This is a genomic window from Curtobacterium sp. MCBA15_013 (assembly GCF_001865095.1).
In the GTDB taxonomy this organism is placed as follows: Bacteria; Actinomycetota; Actinomycetes; order Actinomycetales; family Microbacteriaceae; genus Curtobacterium.
The window spans coordinates 192,223-216,399 of record NZ_MJGQ01000006.1 but is presented as its reverse complement, the minus strand read 5'-3'; the positions used below and the strand labels follow the sequence as shown (position 1 = coordinate 216,399).

The 24,177-nt window shown below is 71.9% G+C and carries 23 protein-coding genes; 5 read left to right on the top strand and 18 right to left on the bottom strand.

The genetic code is table 11. From position 1 onward, the window contains the following. Window positions 1–7 precede the first annotated feature (7 nt). The 7 genes from BIV01_RS05150 to BIV01_RS05120 form a co-directional block, all read right to left on the bottom strand. Window positions 8–709: an NUDIX domain-containing protein gene (locus BIV01_RS05150; protein WP_083413772.1), complete on the bottom strand. Its 702-nt coding sequence runs from the start codon at window positions 707–709 to the stop codon at window positions 8–10. Then, on the bottom strand, window positions 706–2,298 hold the full coding sequence (locus tag BIV01_RS05145; RefSeq protein ID WP_083413771.1) for a nicotinate phosphoribosyltransferase: 1,593 nt from the start codon (window positions 2,296–2,298) through the stop codon (window positions 706–708). Before BIV01_RS05145 ends, BIV01_RS05150 begins: the two co-directional genes overlap by 4 nt. After that, the gene (locus tag BIV01_RS05140; RefSeq protein WP_071302126.1) at window positions 2,295–3,125 is read right to left on the bottom strand and encodes a phosphoribosyltransferase family protein; all 831 of its coding nucleotides are present in this window, start codon (window positions 3,123–3,125) and stop codon (window positions 2,295–2,297) included. The genes BIV01_RS05145 and BIV01_RS05140 overlap by 4 nt, the downstream gene beginning before the upstream one ends. A 50-nt stretch (window positions 3,126–3,175) precedes the next feature. After that, window positions 3,176–7,546 carry an FtsK/SpoIIIE domain-containing protein gene (locus BIV01_RS05135; protein ID WP_071302125.1) on the bottom strand — a complete coding sequence of 1,457 codons (4,371 nt, stop codon included), beginning with the start codon at window positions 7,544–7,546 and terminating at the stop codon, window positions 3,176–3,178. A 208-nt stretch (window positions 7,547–7,754) separates the two neighbouring features. Continuing rightward, on the bottom strand, window positions 7,755–8,309 hold the full coding sequence (locus BIV01_RS05130; RefSeq protein WP_071302124.1) for a hypothetical protein: 555 nt from the start codon (window positions 8,307–8,309) through the stop codon (window positions 7,755–7,757). Then, window positions 8,306–8,896, bottom strand: coding sequence for a hypothetical protein (locus tag BIV01_RS05125; RefSeq protein ID WP_071294774.1), 591 nt, complete (start codon window positions 8,894–8,896; stop codon window positions 8,306–8,308). Before BIV01_RS05125 ends, BIV01_RS05130 begins: the two co-directional genes overlap by 4 nt. After that, window positions 8,893–9,861: a hypothetical protein gene (locus BIV01_RS05120; RefSeq protein ID WP_139199220.1), complete on the bottom strand. Its 969-nt coding sequence runs from the start codon at window positions 9,859–9,861 to the stop codon at window positions 8,893–8,895. The genes BIV01_RS05125 and BIV01_RS05120 overlap by 4 nt, the downstream gene beginning before the upstream one ends. Before the next feature lie 193 nt (window positions 9,862–10,054). Between BIV01_RS05120 and BIV01_RS19260 the strand changes: the two genes are divergently transcribed. Beyond that, entirely contained in the window at window positions 10,055–10,294 is a 240-nt protein-coding gene (locus BIV01_RS19260; protein WP_139199219.1) for a hypothetical protein, read from the top strand. A gap of 67 nt (window positions 10,295–10,361) precedes the next feature. Here the strand turns inward: BIV01_RS19260 and BIV01_RS05115 are convergent, their stop codons facing one another. The 7 genes from BIV01_RS05115 to BIV01_RS05085 all read right to left on the bottom strand — a co-directional run bounded on the left by BIV01_RS05115 (window position 10,362) and on the right by BIV01_RS05085 (window position 15,483). Beyond that, entirely contained in the window at window positions 10,362–10,937 is a 576-nt protein-coding gene (locus tag BIV01_RS05115) for a hypothetical protein (RefSeq protein WP_071294772.1), read from the bottom strand. Next, window positions 10,934–12,415 (bottom strand): hypothetical protein, encoded by a 1,482-nt coding sequence (locus BIV01_RS05110; RefSeq protein ID WP_139199218.1) that lies wholly within the window; start codon window positions 12,413–12,415, stop codon window positions 10,934–10,936. Before BIV01_RS05110 ends, BIV01_RS05115 begins: the two co-directional genes overlap by 4 nt. Beyond that, on the bottom strand, window positions 12,408–12,881 hold the full coding sequence (locus BIV01_RS05105) for a hypothetical protein (RefSeq protein ID WP_071294770.1): 474 nt from the start codon (window positions 12,879–12,881) through the stop codon (window positions 12,408–12,410). Before BIV01_RS05105 ends, BIV01_RS05110 begins: the two co-directional genes overlap by 8 nt. Further along, a complete protein-coding gene (locus BIV01_RS05100) occupies window positions 12,878–13,489 on the bottom strand; it encodes a hypothetical protein (protein WP_139199217.1) in 612 nt (203 codons plus the stop codon). Before BIV01_RS05100 ends, BIV01_RS05105 begins: the two co-directional genes overlap by 4 nt. 17 nt (window positions 13,490–13,506) lie before the next feature. Then, a complete protein-coding gene (locus tag BIV01_RS05095; RefSeq protein WP_071294768.1) occupies window positions 13,507–14,790 on the bottom strand; it encodes a WXG100 family type VII secretion target in 1,284 nt (427 codons plus the stop codon). Further along, window positions 14,790–15,083, bottom strand: a complete 294-nt coding sequence (locus BIV01_RS05090; protein ID WP_071294767.1) for a hypothetical protein — start codon at window positions 15,081–15,083, stop codon at window positions 14,790–14,792. The genes BIV01_RS05095 and BIV01_RS05090 overlap by 1 nt, the downstream gene beginning before the upstream one ends. Window positions 15,084–15,189: 106 nt before the next feature. After that, on the bottom strand, window positions 15,190–15,483 hold the full coding sequence (locus tag BIV01_RS05085; RefSeq protein ID WP_070417742.1) for a WXG100 family type VII secretion target: 294 nt from the start codon (window positions 15,481–15,483) through the stop codon (window positions 15,190–15,192). Between the two features lie 70 nt (window positions 15,484–15,553). Here BIV01_RS05085 and BIV01_RS05080 point away from each other — a divergent pair, with 70 nt between their 5' ends. Beyond that, window positions 15,554–16,111, top strand: coding sequence for an FHA domain-containing protein (locus BIV01_RS05080; protein WP_175473636.1), 558 nt, complete (start codon window positions 15,554–15,556; stop codon window positions 16,109–16,111). Here the strand turns inward: BIV01_RS05080 and BIV01_RS05075 are convergent. The 4 genes from BIV01_RS05075 to BIV01_RS05060 form a co-directional block, all read right to left on the bottom strand. Continuing rightward, entirely contained in the window at window positions 16,084–16,875 is a 792-nt protein-coding gene (locus tag BIV01_RS05075; protein ID WP_139199216.1) for an oxygenase MpaB family protein, read from the bottom strand. The two genes, BIV01_RS05080 and BIV01_RS05075, sit on opposite strands and share 28 nt — an antisense overlap. Before the next feature lie 56 nt (window positions 16,876–16,931). Next, window positions 16,932–17,339 (bottom strand): hypothetical protein, encoded by a 408-nt coding sequence (locus tag BIV01_RS05070; RefSeq protein WP_071294766.1) that lies wholly within the window; start codon window positions 17,337–17,339, stop codon window positions 16,932–16,934. Between the two features lie 40 nt (window positions 17,340–17,379). After that, window positions 17,380–17,673 (bottom strand): hypothetical protein, encoded by a 294-nt coding sequence (locus BIV01_RS05065; RefSeq protein WP_071302123.1) that lies wholly within the window; start codon window positions 17,671–17,673, stop codon window positions 17,380–17,382. 197 nt (window positions 17,674–17,870) lie between these two features. Beyond that, window positions 17,871–19,502 carry a RecQ family ATP-dependent DNA helicase gene (locus BIV01_RS05060; protein ID WP_071302122.1) on the bottom strand — a complete coding sequence of 544 codons (1,632 nt, stop codon included), beginning with the start codon at window positions 19,500–19,502 and terminating at the stop codon, window positions 17,871–17,873. 252 nt (window positions 19,503–19,754) lie between these two features. Between BIV01_RS05060 and sucC the strand changes: the two genes are divergently transcribed. The 3 genes from sucC (at window position 19,755) to BIV01_RS05045 (ending at window position 24,168) form a co-directional block, all read left to right on the top strand. Further along, window positions 19,755–20,924: an ADP-forming succinate--CoA ligase subunit beta gene (gene sucC, locus BIV01_RS05055; protein WP_070417747.1), complete on the top strand. Its 1,170-nt coding sequence runs from the start codon at window positions 19,755–19,757 to the stop codon at window positions 20,922–20,924. A gap of 11 nt (window positions 20,925–20,935) precedes the next feature. Beyond that, window positions 20,936–21,823, top strand: coding sequence for a succinate--CoA ligase subunit alpha (gene sucD / locus BIV01_RS05050; RefSeq protein ID WP_071294764.1), 888 nt, complete (start codon window positions 20,936–20,938; stop codon window positions 21,821–21,823). Window positions 21,824–21,963: 140 nt separating this feature from the next. After that, complete coding sequence (locus tag BIV01_RS05045; RefSeq protein ID WP_139199215.1) at window positions 21,964–24,168, top strand: cell division protein PerM; 2,205 nt, start codon at window positions 21,964–21,966, stop codon at window positions 24,166–24,168. Window positions 24,169–24,177: the final 9 nt, after the last annotated feature.

The window sequence follows — 24,177 nt, the reverse complement described above, 5'->3', positions numbered from 1 at the left end:
ACCGCGATCAGCCCGCCCACGTCCAGGTTGCCGGGGGACGGCCGCCACGGACCGCGGCCGTGGCCGACGCGTCGGCCCGGACGAGCGCCGGGTTGGTCCGCAGCGCCCGGTTCGTGTTGCCCGGGTCCGGCGGCACGCCCGTCAGCGCGGTCTGCAGCGCGGAGGCATCGGAGGTGGTGAACACCTCGCCGAGCAACGCGCGCGTGAGCGGCAGGTCGCGCCAGATCCGGGTACGGACGTGGTCGAGGGCGGCTCGGATGATCGCGTCGTGGTCGAACGGGAGGCGCGGGTCGTCTCCCCCGGGCACGCGCCAGACCGCGGGTCCGGCGGCCGAGGGCGGGGCCACCACAGCGGCCGCCGCGGCCGGCGTCGGGGTCGTCACCGCCGGTGCCACGACGGCCAGGAAGGCGACGCTGATCGCGGCGCTCCGCGGGTCGCGGTCGGGTCCGTCGAACGCGCCGACCTGCGCGAGGTGCCGGACCGTCGCCGCGTCGATCCCGGTCTTGGTCCGCAGTGCGCGTCGTGCACCGTCGGCGAGGAGTTCCGCACCCTCCAGGAGCACGCCGGGGAGCGCCTCCTGGCCCGCGTACGGTGCGTACTGCCGACGCGCGGTGGCGACCCGCAACCCGTCGCTCGTCGTGAACGACATCGGGACGACGTCGATCGCGATGAGCGGCTGGTCGCGGGCCGCCGAGGTGGCGTCGGTCACGCCGTCGCCCGACGGGCCGCGCGGTCGGCGCGCTCGGTGCGTTCGCGGCGGAGGGTCTCCCGCACGTCCGCGAACGACTGCAGGACCCGGAACCGGCCGTCCACCCACACGGGCTGGAGCAGGCTCGTCGCCTCGTCCTCTGCGGTGGCCTGGTCGGTCTGGCGGATCTCGCCGGTTTCGTCGCGGTGCAGGGCGATCCGGCCCTTCGCGCTCTTCTTGCCGCTGCCCGTCTTCGGGTCCTTCTGGATGTCGACGGGCTCGCCGTCCACCAGCGCCCAGGTGGCCTTGACCGCGCTGCCGAGGTTGTCGCGGGTCATGTACTGGTACGTGTACGAGCCGATGCCGAGCACGATGTTGTCGCTCGCGTAGCCCTTGGCGGCGAGCCGCTCGTAGATGCGGCGGGCACGGTCGAGGGTGATGCTGTCGCCGTAGATCACGCCGATGTGCTGGTCGAGGACCTTGAAGCCCTGGTCGTTCACGGTGTGCCCGAAGATCTCGTCGAGGAGTTCGACGACGCCCTTCTCCTCGTGGCTGCGACCCGGGTCGGTCAGCGCCGCGGTGTCGACCCCGTGCACGGTGCCGGTGACGATGTCCACCGGGTCGCCCGAGTCCGGGCGGATGACGAGCTTGCCGTCGCGACCCGTGATCCGGTCCTTCAGCTGCGGGAGCGTCTCGGTGATCACCTTGAAGAGGTCGAACCCGTCGCTCACGGCCGACACGATGCCCGTCGGGTACACGTCGAGGATCTGCTCGAAGGTCGCCAGCTCGCCCTCGGCGCCGCGCACGCACATCACGCTGTGCTCGGTGGCCGGGACGCTCGCGGCCACCCAGCCGTTGTCACCCGGGTAGTAGCGGTCGATGAAGTCGAGCGACGGCATCGAGTCGGTGCCGAGGAACGAGAGGAGGTGCCCGGCGCCACCGGCCGCGGCCGACTCGATGCTCGACTGTCCCCGGAAGGAGAAGTCGTGCGCGGCGAAGTCGATGCTGGCCGGGTCGGCGCCGGTGCGGGCGGCCCAGTCCTCCATGAGGTCGCGGTACTCGAGCGCCTTCGTGGCGACGGTCGACGGGTGCCAGATCGACGCTGACAGTGCCGTCTCGATGTAGTTCGGCAGCCAGAAGAACTCGTCGACGGTGTTCTCGACGGTGAGGGTCGCGACGCCGATCGGGGCGAGGGTGCCCTCGGGGAGCGCGCGGATCTCGAGCGGGAGGTACCCGAGGCGGTGGAGTGCCCGGACGTGGTCGGTGCCGATGTGGTTCGGGCCGAAGTACCCCTGCAGTGCCTGCTCGAACAGGCCGGCGACCTCGTCCTCGTCCGCGGCGAAGAACGGCGCCCACGCCTCGACGAGCGAGCGCTGGATGAACGCCTGCAGGCCGAACACCACGGCGTGCGTCGACTCGGGCATGTGCGCGTTCGAACGGTTCGTCCAGTTGATGAGGATCCGGGTGGTGCCGGCCGGGTAGACCTGCCGGTGCGAGTGCTTGTAGCCGTCGACGGCGAGGAGCGGGGCGATCGGGCTCGGGCCGGTGAAGCGGGGCGCGATGCCGGTGGTGCCGTCGGTGCCGGTCGTGGTGGTGTCGGTCTGCGTCATCGGATCTGCTCCGTCAGGTAGGGGGTGAGTTCGATCGTGCGCAGGCCCTCGATGGCGTTCTGCGCGGGGTAGGAGTCCGTCGTGACGATCTCCCCGAAGTGCTCGGCGAGCTGCGGGGCCCGGCCGGAGAAGACGCCGTGCGAGACCCAGAGGCCGAGGCGGTCCTTCGTCAGCCCCGTCGCGGTCGCGAGGCCCATGAACGTGCCGCCGCCGTCGCAGATGTCGTCGACGACGAGCAGGCGACCGGTGTCCGGCAGCGGCTCGCACGTGAAGCCGTCGAGCTTGCCGGTGTCCGGGTTGCGGTGCTTCTCGGCGCGGAACACCGGCCGCCCGCAGGCGTCGGCGACGGCGGAGGCCCGCGCGACCGCGCCCTTGTCGGGGGCGATGATCCCGCTGTAGTCCGAGCCGGCGACGACCTGGTCGCGGACGACGGTCTCGCTCGTGACCACGGTCAGGCGCTCCACCAGGTCGACGATCACCGGCGAGTGCGGGTCGAACGCGATCACCTGGTCGATCCCGAAGCCGTTGATGACGTCCGCGTAGACCTTCGCGCCGAAGGGGAGGCCGCGGTCCTGCCGGGCGCCGGGCAGGTACGGGACGAGGGCGACGGACCGGGATCCGCGCTGCCGGACGGCGTCCGCCCACATGCCGAGCATGAGGAGGTCGTCGCCGTTCGTGCCGCGCAGGGTCGCGATCTCGATGAGGTCCCCCGCGTCGGCGTCGTGTGCGACCTTGACGTGTGCTTCACCGGCGGGGAACCGCATGGTGGAGAACGTCGGTGTCGCCTGGGTGCCCCGGGTGGTCCGGGTGCTGAGTTCGACTGCCATGACCCGACCGTACCACGGTATTTGTCAGTGTGACAAGAACCGGCGTGCGATCAGGGAACCGGAACCTGCACCGACACCAGTTCGCCGTCGCCGAGGTGCACCAGCGCGGAGCCGACCTGCACCCGTTCGACGATGCTGCTGCGCGGCAGGCGCATGCCGAGCAGGTCGCCCTCGGTGATCGCCTGCGGGCTGAGGAGCGCCCCCGACCGACGTCGCTTCATGTCCACCTGCCAGCCCGTGAACCCGACGCCGAACTCGGCCGTCAACCCCGCCGCGACGATGGCCTGCCCGTTGTCCGCCGCGCTCTTCACGAAGCCCTGCAGCCAGCTCTTCGCGGGTGCGTCCTTGACGAGCTCGGCATCGTCGATGACGAGGACCCGGCGGCCGGGCTGCCCGTCGAACAGCGGCGCGAGGTCGGCCTCGGTGACGTCGACGCCCTCGTGTGCGCCGAGGACGCCGGGCTCGGACGCGAGGGCGCGCAGGGGCGACTGCCTCGGGGTGACGAGCACGATCTCGCCCCCCTCGCGCAGCACCGACCGTGCGATCGAAAGCAGGACGGAGCTCCGACCGGACTTCGCCGGACCGCCCACGACGAACGAGCCCGCGGCCGCGAGGTCCGGCCCGATGGCGGTGAGGTCGTCCCCGCCGATGCCGACGAGGCCGAACAGGGCGGCGTCGTCGTCGCGCATCTCCCACGCCCGGTCGAACGGCACCGGCCCGGACAGCTGGTCGACGCGGAACGGCCGACGCGCCCGCTCGACGGAGCGGTCGCGTTCGGTCGCGAAGGTCGCGAGCGCGGTGATCGCCGCGGCCTGCGACTGGCCGGTGCCGGCGGCGGCGAGCAGGGCGATCTGCGTCTCGGTGGCGGACTCCGACGCGAACGCCCGTCCGTCCGGGACCTGCTCGGGCAGCTTGCGGGGGTTGAGCGATGCGAGGCCGTAGTCACCGCGGTCGGAGAGCCGGAGGACGAGCTTGTCCTCGACCAGGGTCGCCATCCGGCTCGACAGGAGCTGACGGTCCCCGGTGACCACCAGGTGGATGCCGACGCTCGCCCCTTCGCGCAGGAGGGTCATCACCTGGTCGGTCGGTGCACCGTGGTCGAGTTCGCCGAGCGAGCCCACGAAGCCCTCCCACCGGTCGAGCATGAACACGATGTGGGGGAGCCGGTCGGCGGGCACGACCGCCGCCGCGCGCTGCTCGACGATGCTCGCGAACCCGCCGTCGGCGAGGACCTGCTGCCGGCGGGCGAGCTCCTGGGTGAGCTTCGTGAGGAGACGCTGCGCGCGTTCGGTCTGCACGCGCTGCACGACGGCGCCGGCGTGCGGGAGGGCCTGGATCGGCAGCAGCGCACCGTTGCCGCAGTCGAGCGCGTACACGTGGACGTCGGCTGCCGAGGTGTTCCGGGCGACCGCGGCGGCGATCGTGCGGAGCACCTGCGACCGACCGCTCCGCGGAGCACCCACCACGTAGAGGTGTCCGTCCGAGTCGAGGTCGAGGCTCCGGACCCGCTGCGCCTGCTCGGCCGGGAAGTCCTGCAGCGCGAAGGGCAGCGGGCCGACCCGGGCATCGGTCGTGCTGCTGTCGTCGAGTTCCCACGCCCGGTCGTTCAGGTCGGTGAAGAGGAGCGTCTCCGGCAGGGCGTCGAGCCACGGACGGTAGGGGGCCGGTCCACCGAGCTCGGTCGCCGCCTCGGCCACCGCACCGACCAGCTCCTGCAGGTCGGTGCGTTCTTCTGCCTGCAGCTCCTTCGACTTCGGTGGTGCCGGTGGCGTGGTGCCGAGCGACGACCACGAGACGGCTCCGGCCCAGACCTGCTTGCGTCCGGTCGACAGCCCCGGACGCCGGCCGCCCACCCGACCGGCCTGGAACGGCAGCAGCGCGCCGGCCCCGAGCCGGATGTACCCGCGGCCGGGCGTGCTCTTCTGGATCTGCGCCGCGTCACCGGCGTCGATGACGTCGGTGCTCTCGCTCGAGTCCGTGACGCGGAGCGCGATCCGGAGGTTCGTGTTGGCGCGGATGTCGTTCGACACCACACCCGTCGGACGCTGCGTGGCGAGGATGAGGTGGATGCCGAGCGACCGTCCCCGCTGTGCGATGTTGACCAGGCCCGTGACGAAGTCCGGGAGCTCGCGCACGAGACTCGCGAACTCGTCGATCACGATGAGCAGGCGCGGCATCGGCGGCAGCGGCTCACCGCGGACGAGGCGGTCGACGTAGTCCTCGATGTCCTTCGCGGCGGCGTCGGCCAGCAGGTGCTCGCGGCGACGGAGCTCGGCGCCGAGCGACTCGAGGGCGCGTTCCACCAGGTGCGTGTCGAGGTCCGTCACCATGCCGACCGTGTGCGGCAGCGGCGCGAAGTCGCGGAACGCCGCGCCGCCCTTGTAGTCGATGAGGACGAAGTTCATGCCCTCCGGGGTGTTCGTCGCCGCCAGGGACGCGACGATCGTCTGCAGGAGTTCGGACTTGCCCGACCCGGTCGTGCCGGCGACCAGGCCGTGCGGGCCGTCCTTGCGGAGGTCGAACGCGAACGGGCCGTCGAGGCTCTCGCCGACGACCACCTCGGTGGTGCGCGCACGCACGTTCCACTTGCCCGTGATCGCCCGCGCCGTCGGCGGTTCCAGCAGCATCACGTCGAGCAGTCGCGACGACGACGGCAGCCCACCGGCATCGCTCTCGTCGTCGGCGTCGACCATCGGCGCCACCGCCCGGGCGACGGTCTCGAACCAGCCGTCCGGGATGCGGTCCGGTCGGACGTCGGTGACCGTCGCCTGACGCTGGGCGGCGACACGGATGCGCTCCGGACCCACCGTGACGACGACCGAGCACTCCTCGGGCAGCAGGCGTGCCTCTTCCTCGATGCAGATCGCCCGGACGCCGACCGCAGGGCCCTCCTTGAGGATGCGGATCAGGCCCGGCAGTGCGCGCAGCCGTCGAGCGCCGTCGAGCACCACGACCACGTCGGGACCGGGGATCCCCCGCACGTTCGACTCGCGCATCGCCCGCTGCCGTGCGTCGATGAGCTGCCCGATCTCGGCGACCCGCGCGCCCAGCGTCTCGGCGTCGTTGCCGATCGCGATGACGGCGTCCTGCCCGAACCCCGGTCGCGCCTGCGGCACCCATCGCAGCCACGCCCACTCGTCGGCGGACTGCGCGTCGGTGAGCACCACGAACTGGGTGTCCCGCGGGCTCTGCAGCACCGCGAGCTGCGCCACGAGCCACGACGTGAGGTGCCTGGTGTGCTCGTCGCGTCCGGCGACACCGACCACGCCGTGCTCGCCGAGGTCGACCACGACCGGCACGTCCTCGGCCAGCTTGTCGACCGCCCGCCGGTGCTCCAGCGCTGCCGGGTCCTCGAGCACGACGCCCGACGGCACGTCCGCCGTGCCGACGCGCAGCGTGAGGTAGTCGGGGTCGGTCCGCCGACGTTCCCACAGCCGGGCGCGACGGCGCAGGGCGATGTCGAGCACCGTCGCCGGATCGGGCGCGCTGGTGCGTGACTCGCGCTGGTACCGGACCACTGCCTCCAGGGCGTCCGCCTCGACCGCCTTCTTCGTCTCCTCGTACTCGGCCACCCGCTGCCGGTGCGTCTTCTTGCCGTTGCGGCGGTCCCACCAGGCGTTGCCGAACATGATGATCGGCGACATGAGGCCGAAGGCCAGGTACGCGACGTTGTGGAAGATCGAGATCATCACGGCCGCCATGCCGAGCGGCGCGAGTGCCGCGATGATCGGGATGGAGCGGCGCGACTGCTGCCCCGGCGCGGCCGGCAGCTTGAAGACCGTCGGGGTCTCCTCCGGCAGCAGGCGCGGCGGCCGGGTGTAGTCGAGCGTCCCGCCACCTGGTGTCAGCGTGATCGCCGCCCGGTCGGCGTCGGGGACCGCGACCGACAGCAGCGTGTCGCCGATCGTGACGACGCTGCCGGGCTCGACGGGCGTCTCCTCGTCGAGCTCCGTGCCGTCGAGGAGGACGCGCGAGCCGCGCGTCGGGATGATCGAGAACCGCCGGTTGAGGTCGAGGCGCAGGATCGCCGCGTACTCCGGGGCGGTGCGGTCCGGCAGGTGCACCGTGGCGTCCGGAGCGGAACCGACGTGTGCGATGCCCGCGTCCAGCACCACGACCGTGCCGGCTCCGGGCCCGCCCACGATGCGGACGCTCGGCAGGTCGGCCGGCAGCGGGAGGACCGGCGCGGGGGCGCCGAAGGTCAGGCGGGACCCCTCGAGCAGGACACCGTCACCGAGCCGGGCGTGCGGGGTCGTCGGGACGGCGTCGACCGCGACCTCGACGATGGACTCGGCGCTCAGGCCGAAGCGACGGGCGACGATCTCGACGACCTCGCCGAGGACGGTGTCCTCGTCGCACTCGACCACGAAGTCCGCCGTGGCGTCGGTCGGCAGGTGGGTCGCGGTGAACGTCAGGCGCACGTGGCACCTGCCACGTCGTGGGTCCTGGTCGTCGCGGAGCACCCGGTCGAGGCCCCCCGCAGCGTCGTGCTGCCGCTCATGCGTCGATTCTCGCAGGTTCCTGCGCCGTGCAGGCCGGGTTGCGTCCGGCTTGTGGATGGGCGGTCGGACTGGAGGCGCGGTGTGGGGTAACGGGTCGGCTCACCTGCGACGCGTCCAGCCCCAGCGCTCACCTCGCGTTGTGGATGCGTCGGACGAACGCCTCCAGGGACGCCTCAGCGGCAGCGAAGGCCGCAGCGTGATCGCCGAGACCGGTGACCGTGATGGTCAGGGTGCCGGATCGGAAACGCCAGCAGCGCGCGACCACGGCTCCCGTCGGATCGACGAACGGCCACGTCTCCCCTGTCTGCTCCCACACCGTCTGGGCGCCGGCGCGGAGGCCCTCGAAGGGTGGGATGCCGGTACCGCCCGGTCTGTCCCCGGTCGCGGTGACGGAGACGGTCGTCGTGTCCGTCGGGGATGTGATTTGCGGGCGGAAGAACGCGAACCGGAGGTCGGGCGCGCTCATCCTGCAGTGCTGCTCGAGCGACCTAGCGGTCAAGATGACCTCCACGGTCTTGAACGGTCGCACGTACCAGGGGAAGAGCCGGTAGGTGGTCGAGTTCGCCCAGCGCTTCGGCTTGCCCCGGACATCCTCCGGCAGCGGGACGACCAACCAGTCCGCGCCAGCGAGGCCCTCGAGGTCGGGGAGGCCGACGGGCGTCGGGTCCGCGGCGCCGCTCATGACGTCTCCCGGAGTTCGAGGCTGAGCGCGAGCCGGTCCACGTGCGGCAGCGCGAGATCGACGTTGCTCTCGTGCGCGATCACCGATGTGAGCACGGCCGTGCGGGAGAGCGATTCGTCGGAGAACGGCTGCACCCATCGGACCGAGGTCTTGACGGATCGTCTCCGGAGGAACCTGCTCGGTTCCGAAGTGTGTCTGAGCAGGATCCGTGTGGCGGTACCCAGCGCGGCGCGTGTCGTCGTGATCTCGGGGTCAGCAGTGAGCGATCCATCGCGGCGCTCCGCCCAGGAGTCGTCGATCACGAAGTCGGCCGCTCCGTCTCCGACGAGGTAGTGCACCGCGGTGTGCGCGATGACGTGCACTGACGGTCTGTTCGTGGTGAGGACGGCGAAGTCCGGCGCCTCGAACGTGTCGCGGTACCGAGCAAGGTCGCTGAACTCGCGCACGAGGCGGGCACGGTCCCTCGACGACACGGCCGTCTCCGCGAAGCTCACCGCGCGAGTGGCAGCGGCCGTCCCGACTTCATCCGGCGCCCCGGGCTCGATGAACGTCCAGGCGTCGATCGGCCGGAAGTGCAGGTTCTTCATGATTTCTCTCCTCGTGATGCGCCGCTGAGCCACCACCGGTGGAGCGCCAGTGGGCCGCTCCCGTTGATCAGTGCTCGACGCCGGTACGCCACCCAAGTGAGACCGGGGAGGGCCATCGCGAGCAAGACGGCTGCGACGACGAGGTCCCAGCGCTGGGCCGGAACGGTCCAGAGCAGGGTCAGCAGCGAAGCCAGCACGACGATCGTCAGCGCTGCGGACCGTCCGCTCATCCGGTTGGGCTTGTCGACCGCGACTCTCGTCGGGTCGCCGACGCGCACAGACGTCTCCGTCCAGCCCAGCCAGCAGGTGAGGCCGACGTTCGTCGCAGCGAGCGCGAGGCACAGTGCACCGGCCCAGGGCAGTCCCGCGGCGAACGACGTCGCAGAACCCAGGACCGGCAACATGGTTGCGACGAGGACCGGCGTCACCCGTGCGACCCCGAGCTCGTTGCAGGACGACAGTGATCCCTTCGCGATGTCCAGGCTGGATCGGGTGTCGAGGCGCTGCGCCGGAGAAGACCGCACGTCCGGTTGATGCGCCGTCAGGATGCCGGATGCGTTGAAGAACGCCGTCAGCTGGTCGGGTCCGTCCGGGTACCAGGTCGCTGCATCCAGTTCTGCGCGAACGGTACCGGAGCCGTCGACCAGCAGAGCAGTGCGACGAGCGTCTTCGGTGAACACCACACGGCTGACCGCCATCGGGGACAGCGTCGAACCGGGAGTCTCCCGACGGCGCCACATGCCCTGGCCGTCCGTGAGCTCCAGCTGCTGACCACCGTTGACCGACAGCGATGCCGTACTCGTGAACCAAGCTGGTCCGTGTGGTCGGACCGCGTCAGTCGGTTCCCTCGTGATCCGTCGCCTGCCGATGATCACCGAGAAGGCAGCGACGACGACAGCGATCGATGCCGCGATCTGTGGGAGGCTCCACAACTCCCAGAGCAGGCGATGCGCCGTCGCTGCCACGACGAGGGCGGAGGCGACGGAGAGCGGGATGAGCGCACCACCCCCGAGGACCGCCACGCGCACGAGGAGCTCGGCACGGGTGAAGAACGCCGGTGGCCGAGGAAGGATGACCGTGGGACGTGGGGTTCCGTTGAGCGTTGCCGATGCTCCGTACCGCTGGATCAGCAACGCGAGACCGCTCGAATCGAGTGCGGTGGACAAGAGCGTCGGGCTCGACGCCATGATCCACCAGTCGTCGATCGGCACGATGAACTCGCGTCCGTGCTCGTCGCGGATCGCGACGGCTCCGTTGCCGGGACTCGCGACGATCGAGCGCGGGACGTCCGACCAGTCGAGGGCCCAAGCGGCCACGATCCGCCCGGTGAGCGCGAGGTGGCCCGTCGACCGCACGCCGTACAAGCGGTCGTCCACGACAGCGAGTGACTCCAGCTGACCCCGCGCGGCGCGTCGGTCGCTCAGCACGGCCGCGTGGGCGACCGTCTCCGCCCCGTCGATGACGCTCACCCCCAGTCGATGCGCAGGTCGCGGAGGAGCTCATCGAGCATGGGCCGAGCGAGGGCGCTGTCGTTCTCGTCCGGGACGAAGAAGGACACGACCACCGTGAGCTCGTTCAGGCCGTCGACGATGGGGATGATCGCACGAACGACCTGCATCACCGGCCGCCCCCGGCCGCCGGTGCTGCGTTCCCGCATCTCCACGAGCGTTGCTCTGCCGAGGGGCAGATCCAGTGTCCCGACACTGGCGTCGCCGATGCCGGACGCCCGCGGTGCACGAGCGTCGTCGATGAAGGTGTCCGCGCGGTCGACACCGGCGACGGTGTGCACGACCGTGTACGCGATCGCTCGGACCGTCGGCGCCGTGGTCGAGAGCACGAAGCAGGTCTCCGCCTTCGCCGCGGTCTGGAAGGCGGCGATGTCGCGCACGACCGTTCGGAGCACCGTGCGTTCTCGACGCTTCGGCCGCTGCTTCGCCTGCGCGAGAGCGTGCTCCACCGCTGCGTCGGTGACGTCGTCGATCTGACCCTCGTCGTCGAGCAGCGTCCACGCGCGGTTGTAGTTCCACAGCAGGCGAGTCATTCGTCTCCTCTCGGGGCTCCGATCACGATCCACCGTCCGAGCCCGACCGGTGCCTTTCCCCGCTCTGCGCGACGGCGACGGAACGTCAGCCACGAGACCAGTGGGACGGCGAGCACCAGGAGCAGGAGGCTGGTCGCAGAGAAGATGTTGCCCTGCTCGAAGTACCAGACGGCGACAGCTGCTCCGATGAACGGGATGCCCACAGCGACGAGGTGGCGTCGGGTGAGCGCTGGCTGGTCCGGACGTCCGTGCTGTTCCGGACGGATGCGAGCGACGGGGAGGCGCGAACTCGATTCGACGACGAAGACCGCGGCGACCGTTGCGACCGCGATGGCGGCGAACAGCGCCGTGACGATCGTCGCGGTGTCCCCGGGGCCCGCCGAACGAGCCCCGGCGAGCACGACCGTCGTGAAGGCCGACGATGCGAGGAACGGGTACGCGGGTACGGCGCCCAGGACGTTCGGCAGCATCAGCGACGACGGGCCGACGCGGCTGCTGCGCATCTCGTCAAGCGCGAGCGCGGGCTGGTTGCGCAGATCGTCGGATGCGACGGTGAGGACACCGAGACGCTGCAGGAACTCTCGGAGGACGAGTGCCTCGTCCGGCGACGGCGCCCACAGACGCAGCGGCAACTGCGCGCGGACGGTGTCCGTTCCGTCGATGAGCAGCACTCGAGGGTCCTCGTCGTGGACGAACGCCGCGCGCACCACGGCATCCGGCCCGAGATGCCGATCCGGTGTTGCCAACCGTTGCGCGATGCCCTGCCCGTCGACGAGGACGAGACCCTGGTCGTCCGCGCTGATCGACGCCGCGTTGCGGAACCAGGAGGGGCCGGCCACGGGCCGGAGTGCCGGCGCGTCGGCGCTCCTGGGCCGACGCCTGCGCCCTGCGGCGACGACCAGCACCACCAATGCGTTGGCGGCGGCTGCACCGGCCGAGATCCATCCGAAGGCCGGGGCGTCGGGGGTGCGGGTCATCGCCAGCACGATCGGGCCGAATGCATCCGTCAGGAATGCGCCGAGTCCGAGCAGGATGACGACGACCAGGATCTTCTGAATCCTGCGGCGTCGCCGCTCATCCGTGGGTGTCAGGACGTGGGCCGAGGCGAAGTGGCCGGGCGGTGGATCATCGGTGCCGAAACGATCGAGCAACGCGGAGAGACCGCTCGAGCGGAGTGCGAGTTCCTTCGGCACGATGGAGACGGGAGCCATCCACCAATCGTCGATCGGAACGAGGTAGAGGCTGCCGCTCACGTCCTCGATCAGCACGGCGCCGTTGCTGGCTGTGGGCGCGAGGTGCCTCGGGAGGACGTCGCCGTTCAGGAACCAGGCGCGGGCGACGGTGTCCGTCGTCGTTCGTTCACCGCCCTGGTCGAGGACGACGAGCCGATCTCGCTCGTCGATGACGAGCCGCATGGCACTGGTCGCAGCGGCCGCCCGGTCGCTCGACGCGGCAGGGCGGGCAAGGGTTTCAAGCATCGATGACGATCTTCGCAGCGAGGGCGTCGATGCGTGCGATCAACAGCTCGGCGAGCGCGGGTTCGGCGCTGCTCGATGAGAGGACGACGAGCTCGTCACCCACGACCCAGGACCACGATGCTTGGACCACGACGAAGGCTGCGCCGTCCGGCCGTTCCAGCGCGAGGCGTTGGACCAGTCGCAGCGCGTCGCCGCTGCTCGTGGGGAGCATCGATTCCTCGATCGACCCGATCGGATCAGGCGCACGGAGGCCAGCCCGGGCGACCCCGGCGGGACGGCCGTCGAGCGGGGCCGTGCGGACGGCGACCCAGCCGACCTCGCGCGAGTCCTCGAGGACCGTCCAGGCTGCTGCTGCATCCGTTTCGTTGAGGAGTCTGATGATCGTCGGCGCACTCGAGGGATCACGACGATGCGCTTCGAGGTCGAGTGGACGGAGCGTGTCGGTCGGTGGCCATGTGAACTTCATCGCCCGCCGTCCCAGGCGAAGCCGGTCATCAGGATGTCGAAGTGTGCAACGCGCTCGTCCACGAACGGATCGCCCGCGCACTGGAACGAGATCAGCGCGAAGGAGCCGTGCTCCTGCGGCACTGGCAGGAGGTAGTCCACGCGAGTCGTCCTCGCTGGCCCGCCTGATCCCGATGCAGCGAGGAACGCCGCGGCGATGTCACCGGGGAGCGACGCCGGCAGCGATCCTCCTCCGTCGATCTCTCCTTCGGACCGCGCCCGGAGTGCTTCCCCCACGGGCAACTCCGTGAGCGTCGTCGATGCACCGAGCACCGGAGCGACCGCAGGGAGTTCGAGATCGGCGATCGTCGGTCCGAGGTAGACCACACCGACCGTGAACAACATGTTCATCGGCACTCCGCCGAACTGGCCGTCGAAGAAGTACAGGTCCGTCGTCCCCGCGTTCGCCATCGTGCCGAAGGCGGAGCGGATGTCGTCGCGCGCGCGGCGCCGTGCCTCCACAGCCGTCGGGTCGTCCCCACCCCGGAGGACCAGGTGACGATCGGCGAACGCTCGCGAAGCGCGCTTCGGATCGCCGTCGACCGGGTACCGGTACCACCCGTCGGGCAAGAGGACTCGGTACTGTGTCACAGGGAACCGACGTGGATCTCGCTCTTCGACTTCCAGTACCCGTTCCAGTCCGTGGCGGCGGAGACGACGTTCACCACGGGTTCCGGCAGATCCGGGAGACCGGGAAGTCCGGAGCCGGCGACGACACCGTTGGCCAGCGCTGCGCGCGTCGCTGCCTCGCGTGCGAGGGCGGAATCCGGCGCGAGCTTGAGGACCTGAGCGGTCTCCATCAGACCGCCGGTCACGTACGTGTCGAGCAACGCCGTGAGGGGCTTCCGTCCGACCGCTTCTGCCTCCCGGATGCCGGCATCGCCACCCCGGAGGAACGCACTCAGCTCGCCGCCCACTCCGGCGTTCGCGTTTCGCGCCGCAGCGGCAGCCGATGCTGCACGTGTCTCTCCCACTGCGCCCCGCAGCAGCCCCATCGCGGAGCCGGCGTACTTGGCGGCACCGAACCCGACCCCGGCCAGTGCGAAGCCGAGGGCGTCCTTGCCGACGTCCCCCGCGCTCGCGTCACCCGCCACCGCCTGCGTTGCCGTGATCAGCAGCTTCGCGCCGGCCACAGCGAGCCCGATGGCGGCGATCACCGGGAGCGCCACGGGGAAGAAGATGGCCGCGACCACGGTGACGACCAGGAGGACGGCGCCGACGGCGTCGAGCGCATCCTTGATGACGTTGAGCACGCCGCGCGCCCCGTGGATGGCCTGCTTCACGTGGTCGAACCAGCCGTCCTTCAGCCCGTCGTCCGCGCCCTGTCGGATGCGATCTGCGACCCGACCGGCCAGCTCCCCGTACTCGCCCTGTTCGCCGAAGGGACCGGCGAGCCGGTGGATGATCGCCTTCGCCGCGTCGATGTCGCCCTGCGCCGCACTCAGTGCCCGGTCCTGCGCGTCGACCTGGTCCTGGTGTTCCGGACTGTCGGCCTCGGCCGTGATGGTCTGGTTCGCCGCAGCGCGGTGCGCGTCTCGCGCATCCTGCGCCTGCAGCAGGGCTGCGTCGGCCTCGCGCTGGAGCCCCTCGAGCCCGTCCGCCCACTGGTCGAGCGCGGCGGCGAGCTCGGTGTAGCGGCCCTTGGCCTTCTCGATGGCGCCGGCGAGGTCTCCGGCGGAGTCGCGGAACTTCGTCCCCGACTCGCTCTCCCAGCCCTCGCCGTCCTTCAGGCTGTTGAGGCGGTTGACCTGCTCGGTGATGGCCTGCTCGATCGAACGGGCACCGGAGGCGGACTGCCGGATCTCGGCCGGGTCGCCGGGCACCGGGTCGAGCTGCATGTCGACGGCGCTCCAGTCGCTGGGCCGTGCCATCAGCTGTCCTTCCCGAGGATCTTGTTCGCGAGCTCGACCTCGGTCTGGGTGAAGCCGTCGTGCGCGCTCTCGGCCATCTCGGCCACGGCCTTGATCGACTCCTGGAGGCGCCCGCGCCGGATGTCCCAGTTGCCGGCGAAGTCGTCGATCGCACTGCCGACCGTCATCGAGCCGATGCCGGTCTTGTAGTCGGATGCGGCAGAGGCGATGTGTTGGAAGTCGCCGTGCAGCCTCGAGAGGTCGGATGCGAGATTCCCGATCAGGTCGAGATCGAGCTTGATGGTGCCGGCCACGGTTCCCCCGGTGGATTCCTACTGTTGCTGGTCGTTCGACGCCGCCCCTGCGGCGAGAGCGGTGGCCGGCACCCCCAGGCGCCGGCCACCGTCGTGCTGGTCCTGACTAGCCGATGCTCGAAGCGAGCTGCTCGTCCGTCGACTCGAGCGTGTTCGCCGCGCTCTCGAGGAACCCGGCCATGCCGTCGATCGCCTGGATCGTCTGCGTCGCGCCGGAGTTGAACTCCGAGTACGTCGCGTCGAACGCCTTGGACGACTTGTCGGTGACGTAGCCCGACGACACGAGGTTGTCGATCTGGCTCTTGAGCTGGCTCAGCTGGTCCTCGATGGACTTCTGGCCGTTGCGCAGCTGCGAAGCCTGGTTGCGGAGATCGTCGTAGGTGACGTTGACGTTTGCCATGTGCATACCCTCCCGATGCGGTATTTGATGTACCGGGAGCCCCCCGGCGGTTCGACGATACTTGATTGCGTTGCATCTCGCACCAGGTGGGGACAAGAACCAGAACGAGGGGTACACCGTGGCACGACGTCGCAAGGACGAGGGGACACCGGAGCGTCCGGTCGTCACCCACGCCGAGGTCGAGCGCGATCGACAGGCCGGTCACCTGTCGCGGGCGTGGGTGCTACCGAGCGCACCGGTGTCCGACCGCGAGCCGGACGCCGTGGTGCACACCGACCAGCCGCTCCCCACGATCGGCGTGGTGCCGCGGCTCGTGCTCGAGGTCGCACCGGGCAACGTGGTGCCGCTCGACCAGCCGGTGGTCCTGGGGCGCAAGGTCCAGACGGCACCGGGACGGCGTGCGGTGCTGCTCGACGACCCGGGTCGTTCGGTGTCGCGCGAGCACGCGGCGATCCGGCCGACGGGCGACGGTGGACTCGTGGTCGAGGACCTCGGCTCCGCGAACGGCACGGTGGTGGTCCGGGCGTCCGGGGCGCAGGAGCCGAGCGTCGGTGGCGCGCAGGTCGTGGCCCGACCCGGTGACGTGGTGATGGTCGGCGACTACGCGGTCCGGGTCCTCGCCGGCTGACCCCCGCCCGCGTACCGCCGCATCGTCCGCAGGAGCAGCGGCCCCGGCAGCCGCAGCAGCCACCCGGGCAGGATCGCCCGTGCGACCCGTACCCGGCGCACGGTCCGCCGGAAGCGCCGCTGTTCGCGCGGCCCCCACGCGAAGCCGTACTGCGACCGGAGGGCGTCCGGGAGCATCCCGACGGTGACGACCCGCACGAGCGGCATCGCGGCCCGCACCCACAGCGGCGCGAACCGGGGGTGCAGCAGGTCGCGCACGACGCCGCGGGCGTCGTCGGTGACGCGGAGCCCGGCGAGCGTGCGGGTCCAGTACTGGTCGAAGTCCGGCACCGTCGCCGGCCACCGGTCCGCGGGCACGCGCAGCGCCGTGCCGATCGGGGCGTAGGCGTCGAGTACGCGTTCGGCCAGCGCGGGTCCCGCGGGCGTACCGAACAGCTCGTGGGCGCGCATCGCGGAGTCGTACAGGGTCGCGGCCACCCAGAGCTGCCGGTCCACGTCGTCGGCTCCGGCGACCGGCCGGTGGGCGCGGTCCACGAAGCCGGCCGCGACGGCAGCGTCGGTGTCGGTGCCGACCACCACCGCGTACACGAACGTGAGGGTGTGGGCGAGCCGTTGCTGCGGCCGTCGAGCGAAGTCCGAGTGCCGCCGGACCCCCGCTGCGACCACGGGGTCGGCGATCTGGAGCAGGATGGCCCGGCCTCCGGCGGCCACGGGCGTGCTGTCGGCGAGGAACCGACGCAGGTCGCGTTCCGGGACCCCGCCCACGGACGGACTGGAGGGACGGTGCGGGCCCGGGCCCGTTCCTCCCGTCCGGCGACCGCTCACGGTCGTGGTCCGCGCCGTCCGGCGCGGAGGCGGGGGAGCACGTCGATCACGATGGCGGCGGCGAGCGCGAGCGTCCCGCCCACCAGGGCGGCGACGAGGAACGCCGCGCTCCCGACCTGCCCCGTGGCGGCGGCGACCAGGACGGCGACCAGCCAGATCGCCGGGAGCGGCCAGAGGTGGCTCGGCGATCCGGCGACCACCGCGAGCAGTACTCCGGCGACGACCAGCGGCACCCAGAGCACGTTCGTGCCGCACGGCGGTCCGTACGTACCCGGACCACAGTCGGTCACACCGGACCGGACACCCGTGTGCGCCGCGGCCGCGACGAGCAGGAGCGATGCGAGGGCCAGCAGCCGAGCCACGGCGGGCAGGCTGCGGACACTGTCCTGGACGCGACGGAGCACGGCCCGATCGTACTGGGCCGTGCTCCGTGGGGGCCGTCGGTCAGAGGGGCTTCGTGCCGAGGTTGTTCCCGAGGTCGGGGCGATCCTCGTCGTCGTCGTGCTCCCACAGGTCGGGGGAACCCTCGCGCGGCGAGCCACCGGTCGGCCCGTCGTCGGTACCGTCACCGGGCTGCGGCTCGACGGTCTCGCCGGCGACGGCGTCGTTCGTGACGGTCTCGAGGGACTCCTCGGACTCGTCCACCTCGTACGGGCCGACGTGCTCGCGGTCGACGTCGTCGTCGCGACGCTGCTGGGCCTCGAAGTCGTCGACGGGGCTGATGCCGGGATCGCTCATGGTGGTTCCTTTCCGTTGCGGGCTTCCTGCCTACCCGTCAGGCCTCGACGGGCGTCCGGTTTCGTGTCGTGTTCACCCGGGGGACACCTGCCGGTCACGCCGCCAGGGCAGCATCGCGGGTGCTCGGGGGAGTGGAGCGCGGTCGCCGACGGGTGGTCGAGCGACCGCGCCTTCCCCGCCCGGGCGATCCCGGCGGGTCAGAGCCGTTCGAGCAGGTCGTGCCGCTCGATGTCGGCCAGCGCGAGCGTGCGGTAGCCGGCGGACTCGAAGAACACCGTGATGCGGTCCTCCTCCGTGCTCATCACGACACCGGTGCCCCACTCGGCGTGCTCGACCCGGGCGTCCGGCGGCCAGGCCGTGTCGTTGGCACCGTCGGCGACGTGTGCGGCGGCCTCGTAGGCCGTCCCCGACGAACAGGTGTCGCAGTTCCCGCACGGTTCCGGCAGCTCGTCCCCGAAGTAGCCGAGCAGGAACTGCCGCCGGCAGCCGGTCGTCTCGGCGAGCTGGCGCATCATCGCGATCCGGGACTCCTCCACCCGCTCCCGCTCGGCGGCGCGGTCCGCGGCGGCACGGGCCGCACGGCCGGCGTCCCGTGGACCGTCCGGCACCCGGGCGATCCCGTCCACGTCCTCGCGCAGGGCCCGGGCGTCGAGCAGGGCGTTGAGCGCGCGACCCGCGGTCCGGCCGGAGAGGCCCGAGGCCTCCTCCACCGCCGAACGGGGCGACGAGCCGGTGGCCGGGACGGCGTCGAACACGGCGCGGACCGAGGCGGGCCGCGGTGCCCCGGACGCGAAGAACGTGCGCAGGCCGAAGTCCTCGGCGCGGTAGTGCAGGGTGGCGCCGGCGGGTTCGGCGTCCCGTCCTGCACGCCCGATCTCCTGGTAGTAGGCGTCGATCGACTCGGGCACGTCGGCGTGCACGACGTACCGGACGTCCGGCTTGTCGATGCCCATGCCGAACGCGCTGGTCGCCACCACGACGTCGACGTCGCCGTCCAGGAACCCGGTGTGCACGGCCTCCCGCTCCCGGATCGGCATGCCGGCGTGGTACGGCCGGGCCCGACGACCCCGGGCGGCGAGCGCGTCCGCGTACTCCGTGGTCGCGGCACGGGTGGCGACGTAGACCACGGTGGCGCCGTCGAGCTCGGCCACCTGCTCGACCACGGCCGCGCGCTTCTCGGCGTCCTCGGCGTGCCGGACGACCTTGAGCCGGATGCCGGGCCGGTCGAATCCCGACGCGAGCACGAACGGGTCGCGCATGCCGAGCCGTTCGACGATGTCGTCCCGCACCGGAGCGGAGCCGGTCGCGGTCAGTGCGAGCACGGGCGGACGGCCGAGACGCTCCGCGACCTCGCCGAGCGCCAGGTAGTCCGGCCGGAAGTCGTGGCCCCAGGACGAGATGCAGTGGGCCTCGTCGACGGCGAGCAGCACGACGCCGGCGTCGCGGAGTCGCTCGAGCACGTCGTCCTTCGCGAGCTGTTCGGGCGCCAGGAACACGTAGCCGACCGCACCGGCGGCGACGGCGTCCCAGGCCTCGGCGACGGCGCGGGCCTTCCTCGTGGCGTTCATCGCGACGGCGCGGGGAGCGCCCTCGTGGTGCTCGAGTCCGACGACCTGGTCCTCCTGCAGCGCGACGAGGGGTGAGACCACGACGACGACGCCGTCCAGCTCGATGCCGGCGACCTGGTAGATCGCGGACTTCCCCGATCCGGTCGGCATCACGGCGAGTGCGTCGCGTCCGTCGAGCACGGCGTCGATGACGGATTCCTGGTCGGGTCGGAGGTGCCAGCCGAACACGTCGGCGGCGCGGGCACGGAGGGCGTCGTTCACCGTTCCACACTGCCGGGCGGACGCTGGGGGACCGTTCGACGGGTGCGCCCAGCGGATCGGGCGGGGCGGAGGTGATCCGCGCCTCCCGACCGACGGGTGCGCGCGCGACGTGACGGGCGCGCACCGCGCGTCCACCTGCCGGCGCTAGGCTGGCTGCCGGCCGTTGTCTCGACATCGAGCGACCCTCGATGGTGAGTGTGGCGACCGGGTAACCGATGCCGATCGCACGGAACGTGCGGGAAGAAGAACAGCGTGGATCTTTTCGAGTACCAGGCCAGGGACCTCTTCGAGTCCTACGGCGTCCCCGTGTTGCAGGGGATCATCGCCGACACCCCGGACGAGGCGAGGGCGGCGGCCGAGAAGATCGGCGGAGTCGTCGTCGTCAAGGCGCAGGTGAAGGTCGGCGGTCGCGGCAAGGCCGGCGGCGTCAAGGTCGCCAAGACCCCGGACGAGGCCTACGAGCACGCCCAGGCGATCCTCGGCCTCGACATCAAGGGCCACACGGTCAAGCGGGTCATGATCGCCCAGGGCGCGGACATCGCCGAGGAGTTCTACTTCTCGGTGCTGCTCGACCGGGCGAACCGCTCGTACCTCTCGCTCACGAGCGTCGAGGGCGGCATGGAGATCGAGCAGCTCGCCGTCGAGAAGCCCGAGGCCCTCGCCCGCGTCGAGGTGGACCCCCTGACGGGCATCGACGCCGCAGCCGGTCGTGCGATCGCCGAGCAGGCCGGGTTCCCGGCGGAGCTCGTGGACCAGGTCGCCGACGTCTTCGTCAAGCTCTACGACGTCTACAAGGGTGAGGACGCGACCCTCGTCGAGGTGAACCCGCTCGTCCGCACGGGCGACGGCCAGATCCTCGCGCTCGACGGCAAGGTCTCGCTCGACGAGAACGCCGACTTCCGGCACGAGGGCCACAAGGCGCTCGAGGACACCGCGAGCGAGGACCCGCTCGAGGCCAAGGCGAAGGCGCACGGTCTCAACTACGTCAAGCTCGACGGCCAGGTCGGCGTGATCGGCAACGGTGCGGGGCTCGTCATGTCGACGCTCGACGTCGTCGCCTACGCCGGTGAGCGCCACGGCGGCGTGAAGCCCGCCAACTTCCTCGACATCGGCGGCGGCGCCTCGGCCGAGGTCATGGCCAACGGCCTCGACGTCATCCTCGGCGACCCCCAGGTGAAGAGCGTCTTCGTGAACGTCTTCGGCGGCATCACCGCCTGCGACGCCGTCGCGAACGGCATCGTCGCCGCGCTGGGCATCCTCGGCGACGCGGCCACCAAGCCGCTCGTCGTGCGCCTCGACGGCAACAACGTGGAAGAGGGTCGTCGGATCCTGGCGGAGGCAGCGCACCCGCTCGTCACCGTCGCCGCGACCATGGACGACGCGGCCGAGCAGGCCGCCGAACTCGCCGCCGCAGCGGCCTGAAGGGACTGACCATGTCGATCTTCCTCAACAAGGACTCCAAGGTCATCGTCCAGGGCATCACCGGCGGCGAGGGCACCAAGCACACCGCGCTCATGCTCAAGGCCGGCACGCAGGTCGTCGGTGGCGTCAACGCCCGCAAGGCCGGCACCACCGTGACCCACGGCGACGTCGAGCTGCCGGTGTTCGGCTCGGTGCGCGAGGCCATCGACACCACCGGTGCCGACGTCTCCATCGTCTTCGTGCCGCCGGCGTTCGCGAAGGACGCCGTGACGGAGGCCATCGACGCCGAGATCCCGCTCGTGGTCGTCATCACCGAGGGCATCCCCGTGCAGGACTCCGCGGAGTTCTGGGCGCACGCCAAGGCCCTCGGTGGCAAGACCCGCATCATCGGCCCGAACTGCCCCGGCATCATCACCCCCGGGGAGTCGCTCGTCGGCATCACCCCGGCGACGATCACCGGCAAGGGCCCGATCGGGCTCGTCTCGAAGTCGGGCACGCTGACCTACCAGATGATGTACGAGCTGCGTGACCTGGGCTTCTCGACCGCCATCGGCATCGGCGGCGACCCGGTCATCGGTACCACGCACATCGACGCGCTCGCCGCGTTCGAGGCCGACCCCGAGACCGAGGCGATCGTCATGATCGGCGAGATCGGCGGCGACGCCGAGGAGCGTGCGGCCGACTACATCAAGGCGCACGTCACCAAGCCGGTCGTCGGCTACGTCGCGGGCTTCACCGCGCCCGAGGGCAAGACGATGGGCCACGCCGGCGCGATCGTGTCCGGCTCCGCCGGGACGGCCGAGGCGAAGAAGCAGGCGCTCGAGGCCGCTGGCGTCAAGGTCGGCAAGACGCCGTCGGAGACCGCGGCGCTGCTGCGCGAGGTGGTCGCGAGCAAGTAGCGCTCGCAGGTCCGGACGGACGGACGGGAGGCGCGGTGCCGGCTGGCACCGCGCCTCCCGTCCGCTCCGGTGCCGGACGTTCTCCACAGCAGCCGCGCGGCTGCCGCGGGTTGCGCGGCGGAGCACGTATCCTCGCTGCGATGAACCGCCTGGGAACCGCAGTGCTCGCCGCGATCGAGGCGGTCGTGACGGTCGGCGTCGGCATCGGGATCGCCCTCGTGCCGCTGACGCTCCTGTGGGGCTTCGAGTACGGACTCCAGGTCGACTGGGACGTGTTCTGGAAGGCCACGGGGAGCGTGTGGCTCGTCGGGCACGGGGTCGACGTGTCGTTCGTGCTCGGCTCGGCGCTCGCGAGGTCGTCCGGCGTGAGCGGCGCCACCGACCCGATCCACGTGACGCTCGCGGCGCTCGGGTTCGCCCTCGTGACCGCCTGGCTCGCCGGACGTGCCGGGCGCCGGTTCGCCGAGACCGAGCACCGCACGACCGGGCTCCTCGTCGGCACCGGCGTCGTCGCCGTCCTCGGGCTCCTCGTCGCACTGTCGTCCCGGTCCGCGGCGACCGTGCCGACGCTCTGGCAGGCGATCGTCCTCCCGGCGCTCTGGTTCGGGATCCCCGCACTCGTCACGAGCGAGGTGTGCCGACGGCGACGGGGGCTCCCGGCCGACCCGGTCACCGGGCGCGTGCTCGACCAGCTCGACCGTGTCCCGACCGCCTGGCGTGCGATCGCGGCGTTCGGCCTCCGTGCCGGCACCGCCGCGACGGCTGCGGTCGTCGCCGTCGCCGGGGTCGTCGTCGCCTTCCTGCTCTTCGCCTCCTTCGCCGAGGTCATCTCCCTGTACGAGCGGTCGCACGCCGGCGTGGTCGGCGGGATCGCCCTGACGGTCGGCCAGCTCGCGTTCCTGCCGGACTTCGTCGGCTGGGCGACGTCGTGGCTCGTCGGGCCCGGCTTCGCGATCGGGACCGGTTCCAGCGTGTCGCCGATCGGCACGACGCTCGGGCCGATCCCCGGCCTGCCGGTGTTCGGCGCGCTCCCGGCGTCCGGGCACGCGTTCGGCCTGGTCTGGGTCCTCGTGCCGGTCGTGGCCGGGTTCGCGGCCGGCGGCCTCCTGCGCCCCCGGCTCGTGCAGGCCCTCGGCAGTGCGAACTCCGCCCTGCACCGGGCGCTCGGCGGCGTCGCGGCGGGCATCGTCGCCGGTGTGCTGACCGGGCTCGTGGCGTGGCTCTCGGCGGGGTCGTTCGGCCCGGGCCGCCTGGCCGACGTCGGTCCGCACGCGCTGGTCGTCGGGGCCTTCGCGGCCCTCGAAGTCGGTGTGCCCGCCGTGGTGGCGCTCGCGGCCGGCAGCGACCTCGTCCGGATGCCCGAGCGCGGGTGGGCCCGGGAACAGTGGCACGAGACGGACGACGGCCCTGCGGACGCCGACACCGAGGCCGCTGCCGACGGCTCGCTGCTCGCCGCACTCGACCGCGCCGGTGCCGGTCGGACCACCGACGTGCACCGCTTCGTGGTCGAGGAGACGCACGGCGGCACCACGGCCGAGGCCGCACGCGCGGACGACGCCCAGGCCGACGGCGGCCGCGCCGACGGTGCCCACGGCGGCGACGCCCGGGGCCTGCCGGGGCGCGGCGGACCCGAAGAGGGCGATCGGGCACGCGTCGCCGCCACGCGGTACGACCGCGACGATGCGACCGTGGGCCGCGTCCCGGGCAGTGGCCCGCGGGGGTCGGGGAACGGCACCGAGGGCGGGAACGGGCCGGGGACCGGGGCTGACCGCAGCGCGCGGACCGAGCCGACCCGCACCGCGACCGAGGCGGGCGGCCCGGCGGAGTCGAGCCGCGCCTCCCGAACGGCACCCGACCCCGCACCGGGCCGCGACCCGGACGCTGACGTCGCACTGCCGGACTGGGCCCGCACCGTCGCCGTCGCTGCCGACCGGGTGCCCGCCGACCGCGTCACCGATCGACCGCGTGCCACCGGCCGCGGGGGAGTCGGCGCGATCCGCGACCGCCTGCGCGGAGCGGCCGACGGCGTCCGCGAGCGCGCCGGCGACCTGCGCGACCGGGTCACGGGATCCGACGTCGACCGCGAGCCGGACGAGGCCGCCACCGCCGTGCCGCGTGCGCCGGGGACGGAGCCGCAGCCCGCGTTCCCCTGGAGCACCGAGGAGTTCGTCGCGGGTCGCGACGACGTCGACGACCGTCACGGCGACCGGCACGAGGACCGGGCCCGTGCCGAGGGCGGCTCGGTGCCGTCCGCGCCGACCGTGCAGCAGCAGCGGTGGGACGCCACGGACCAGATCCCCGAGGACGAGCTGCCGTGGTGGCGCCGGCCGAAGGACGACCGGTGACCGCAGCCC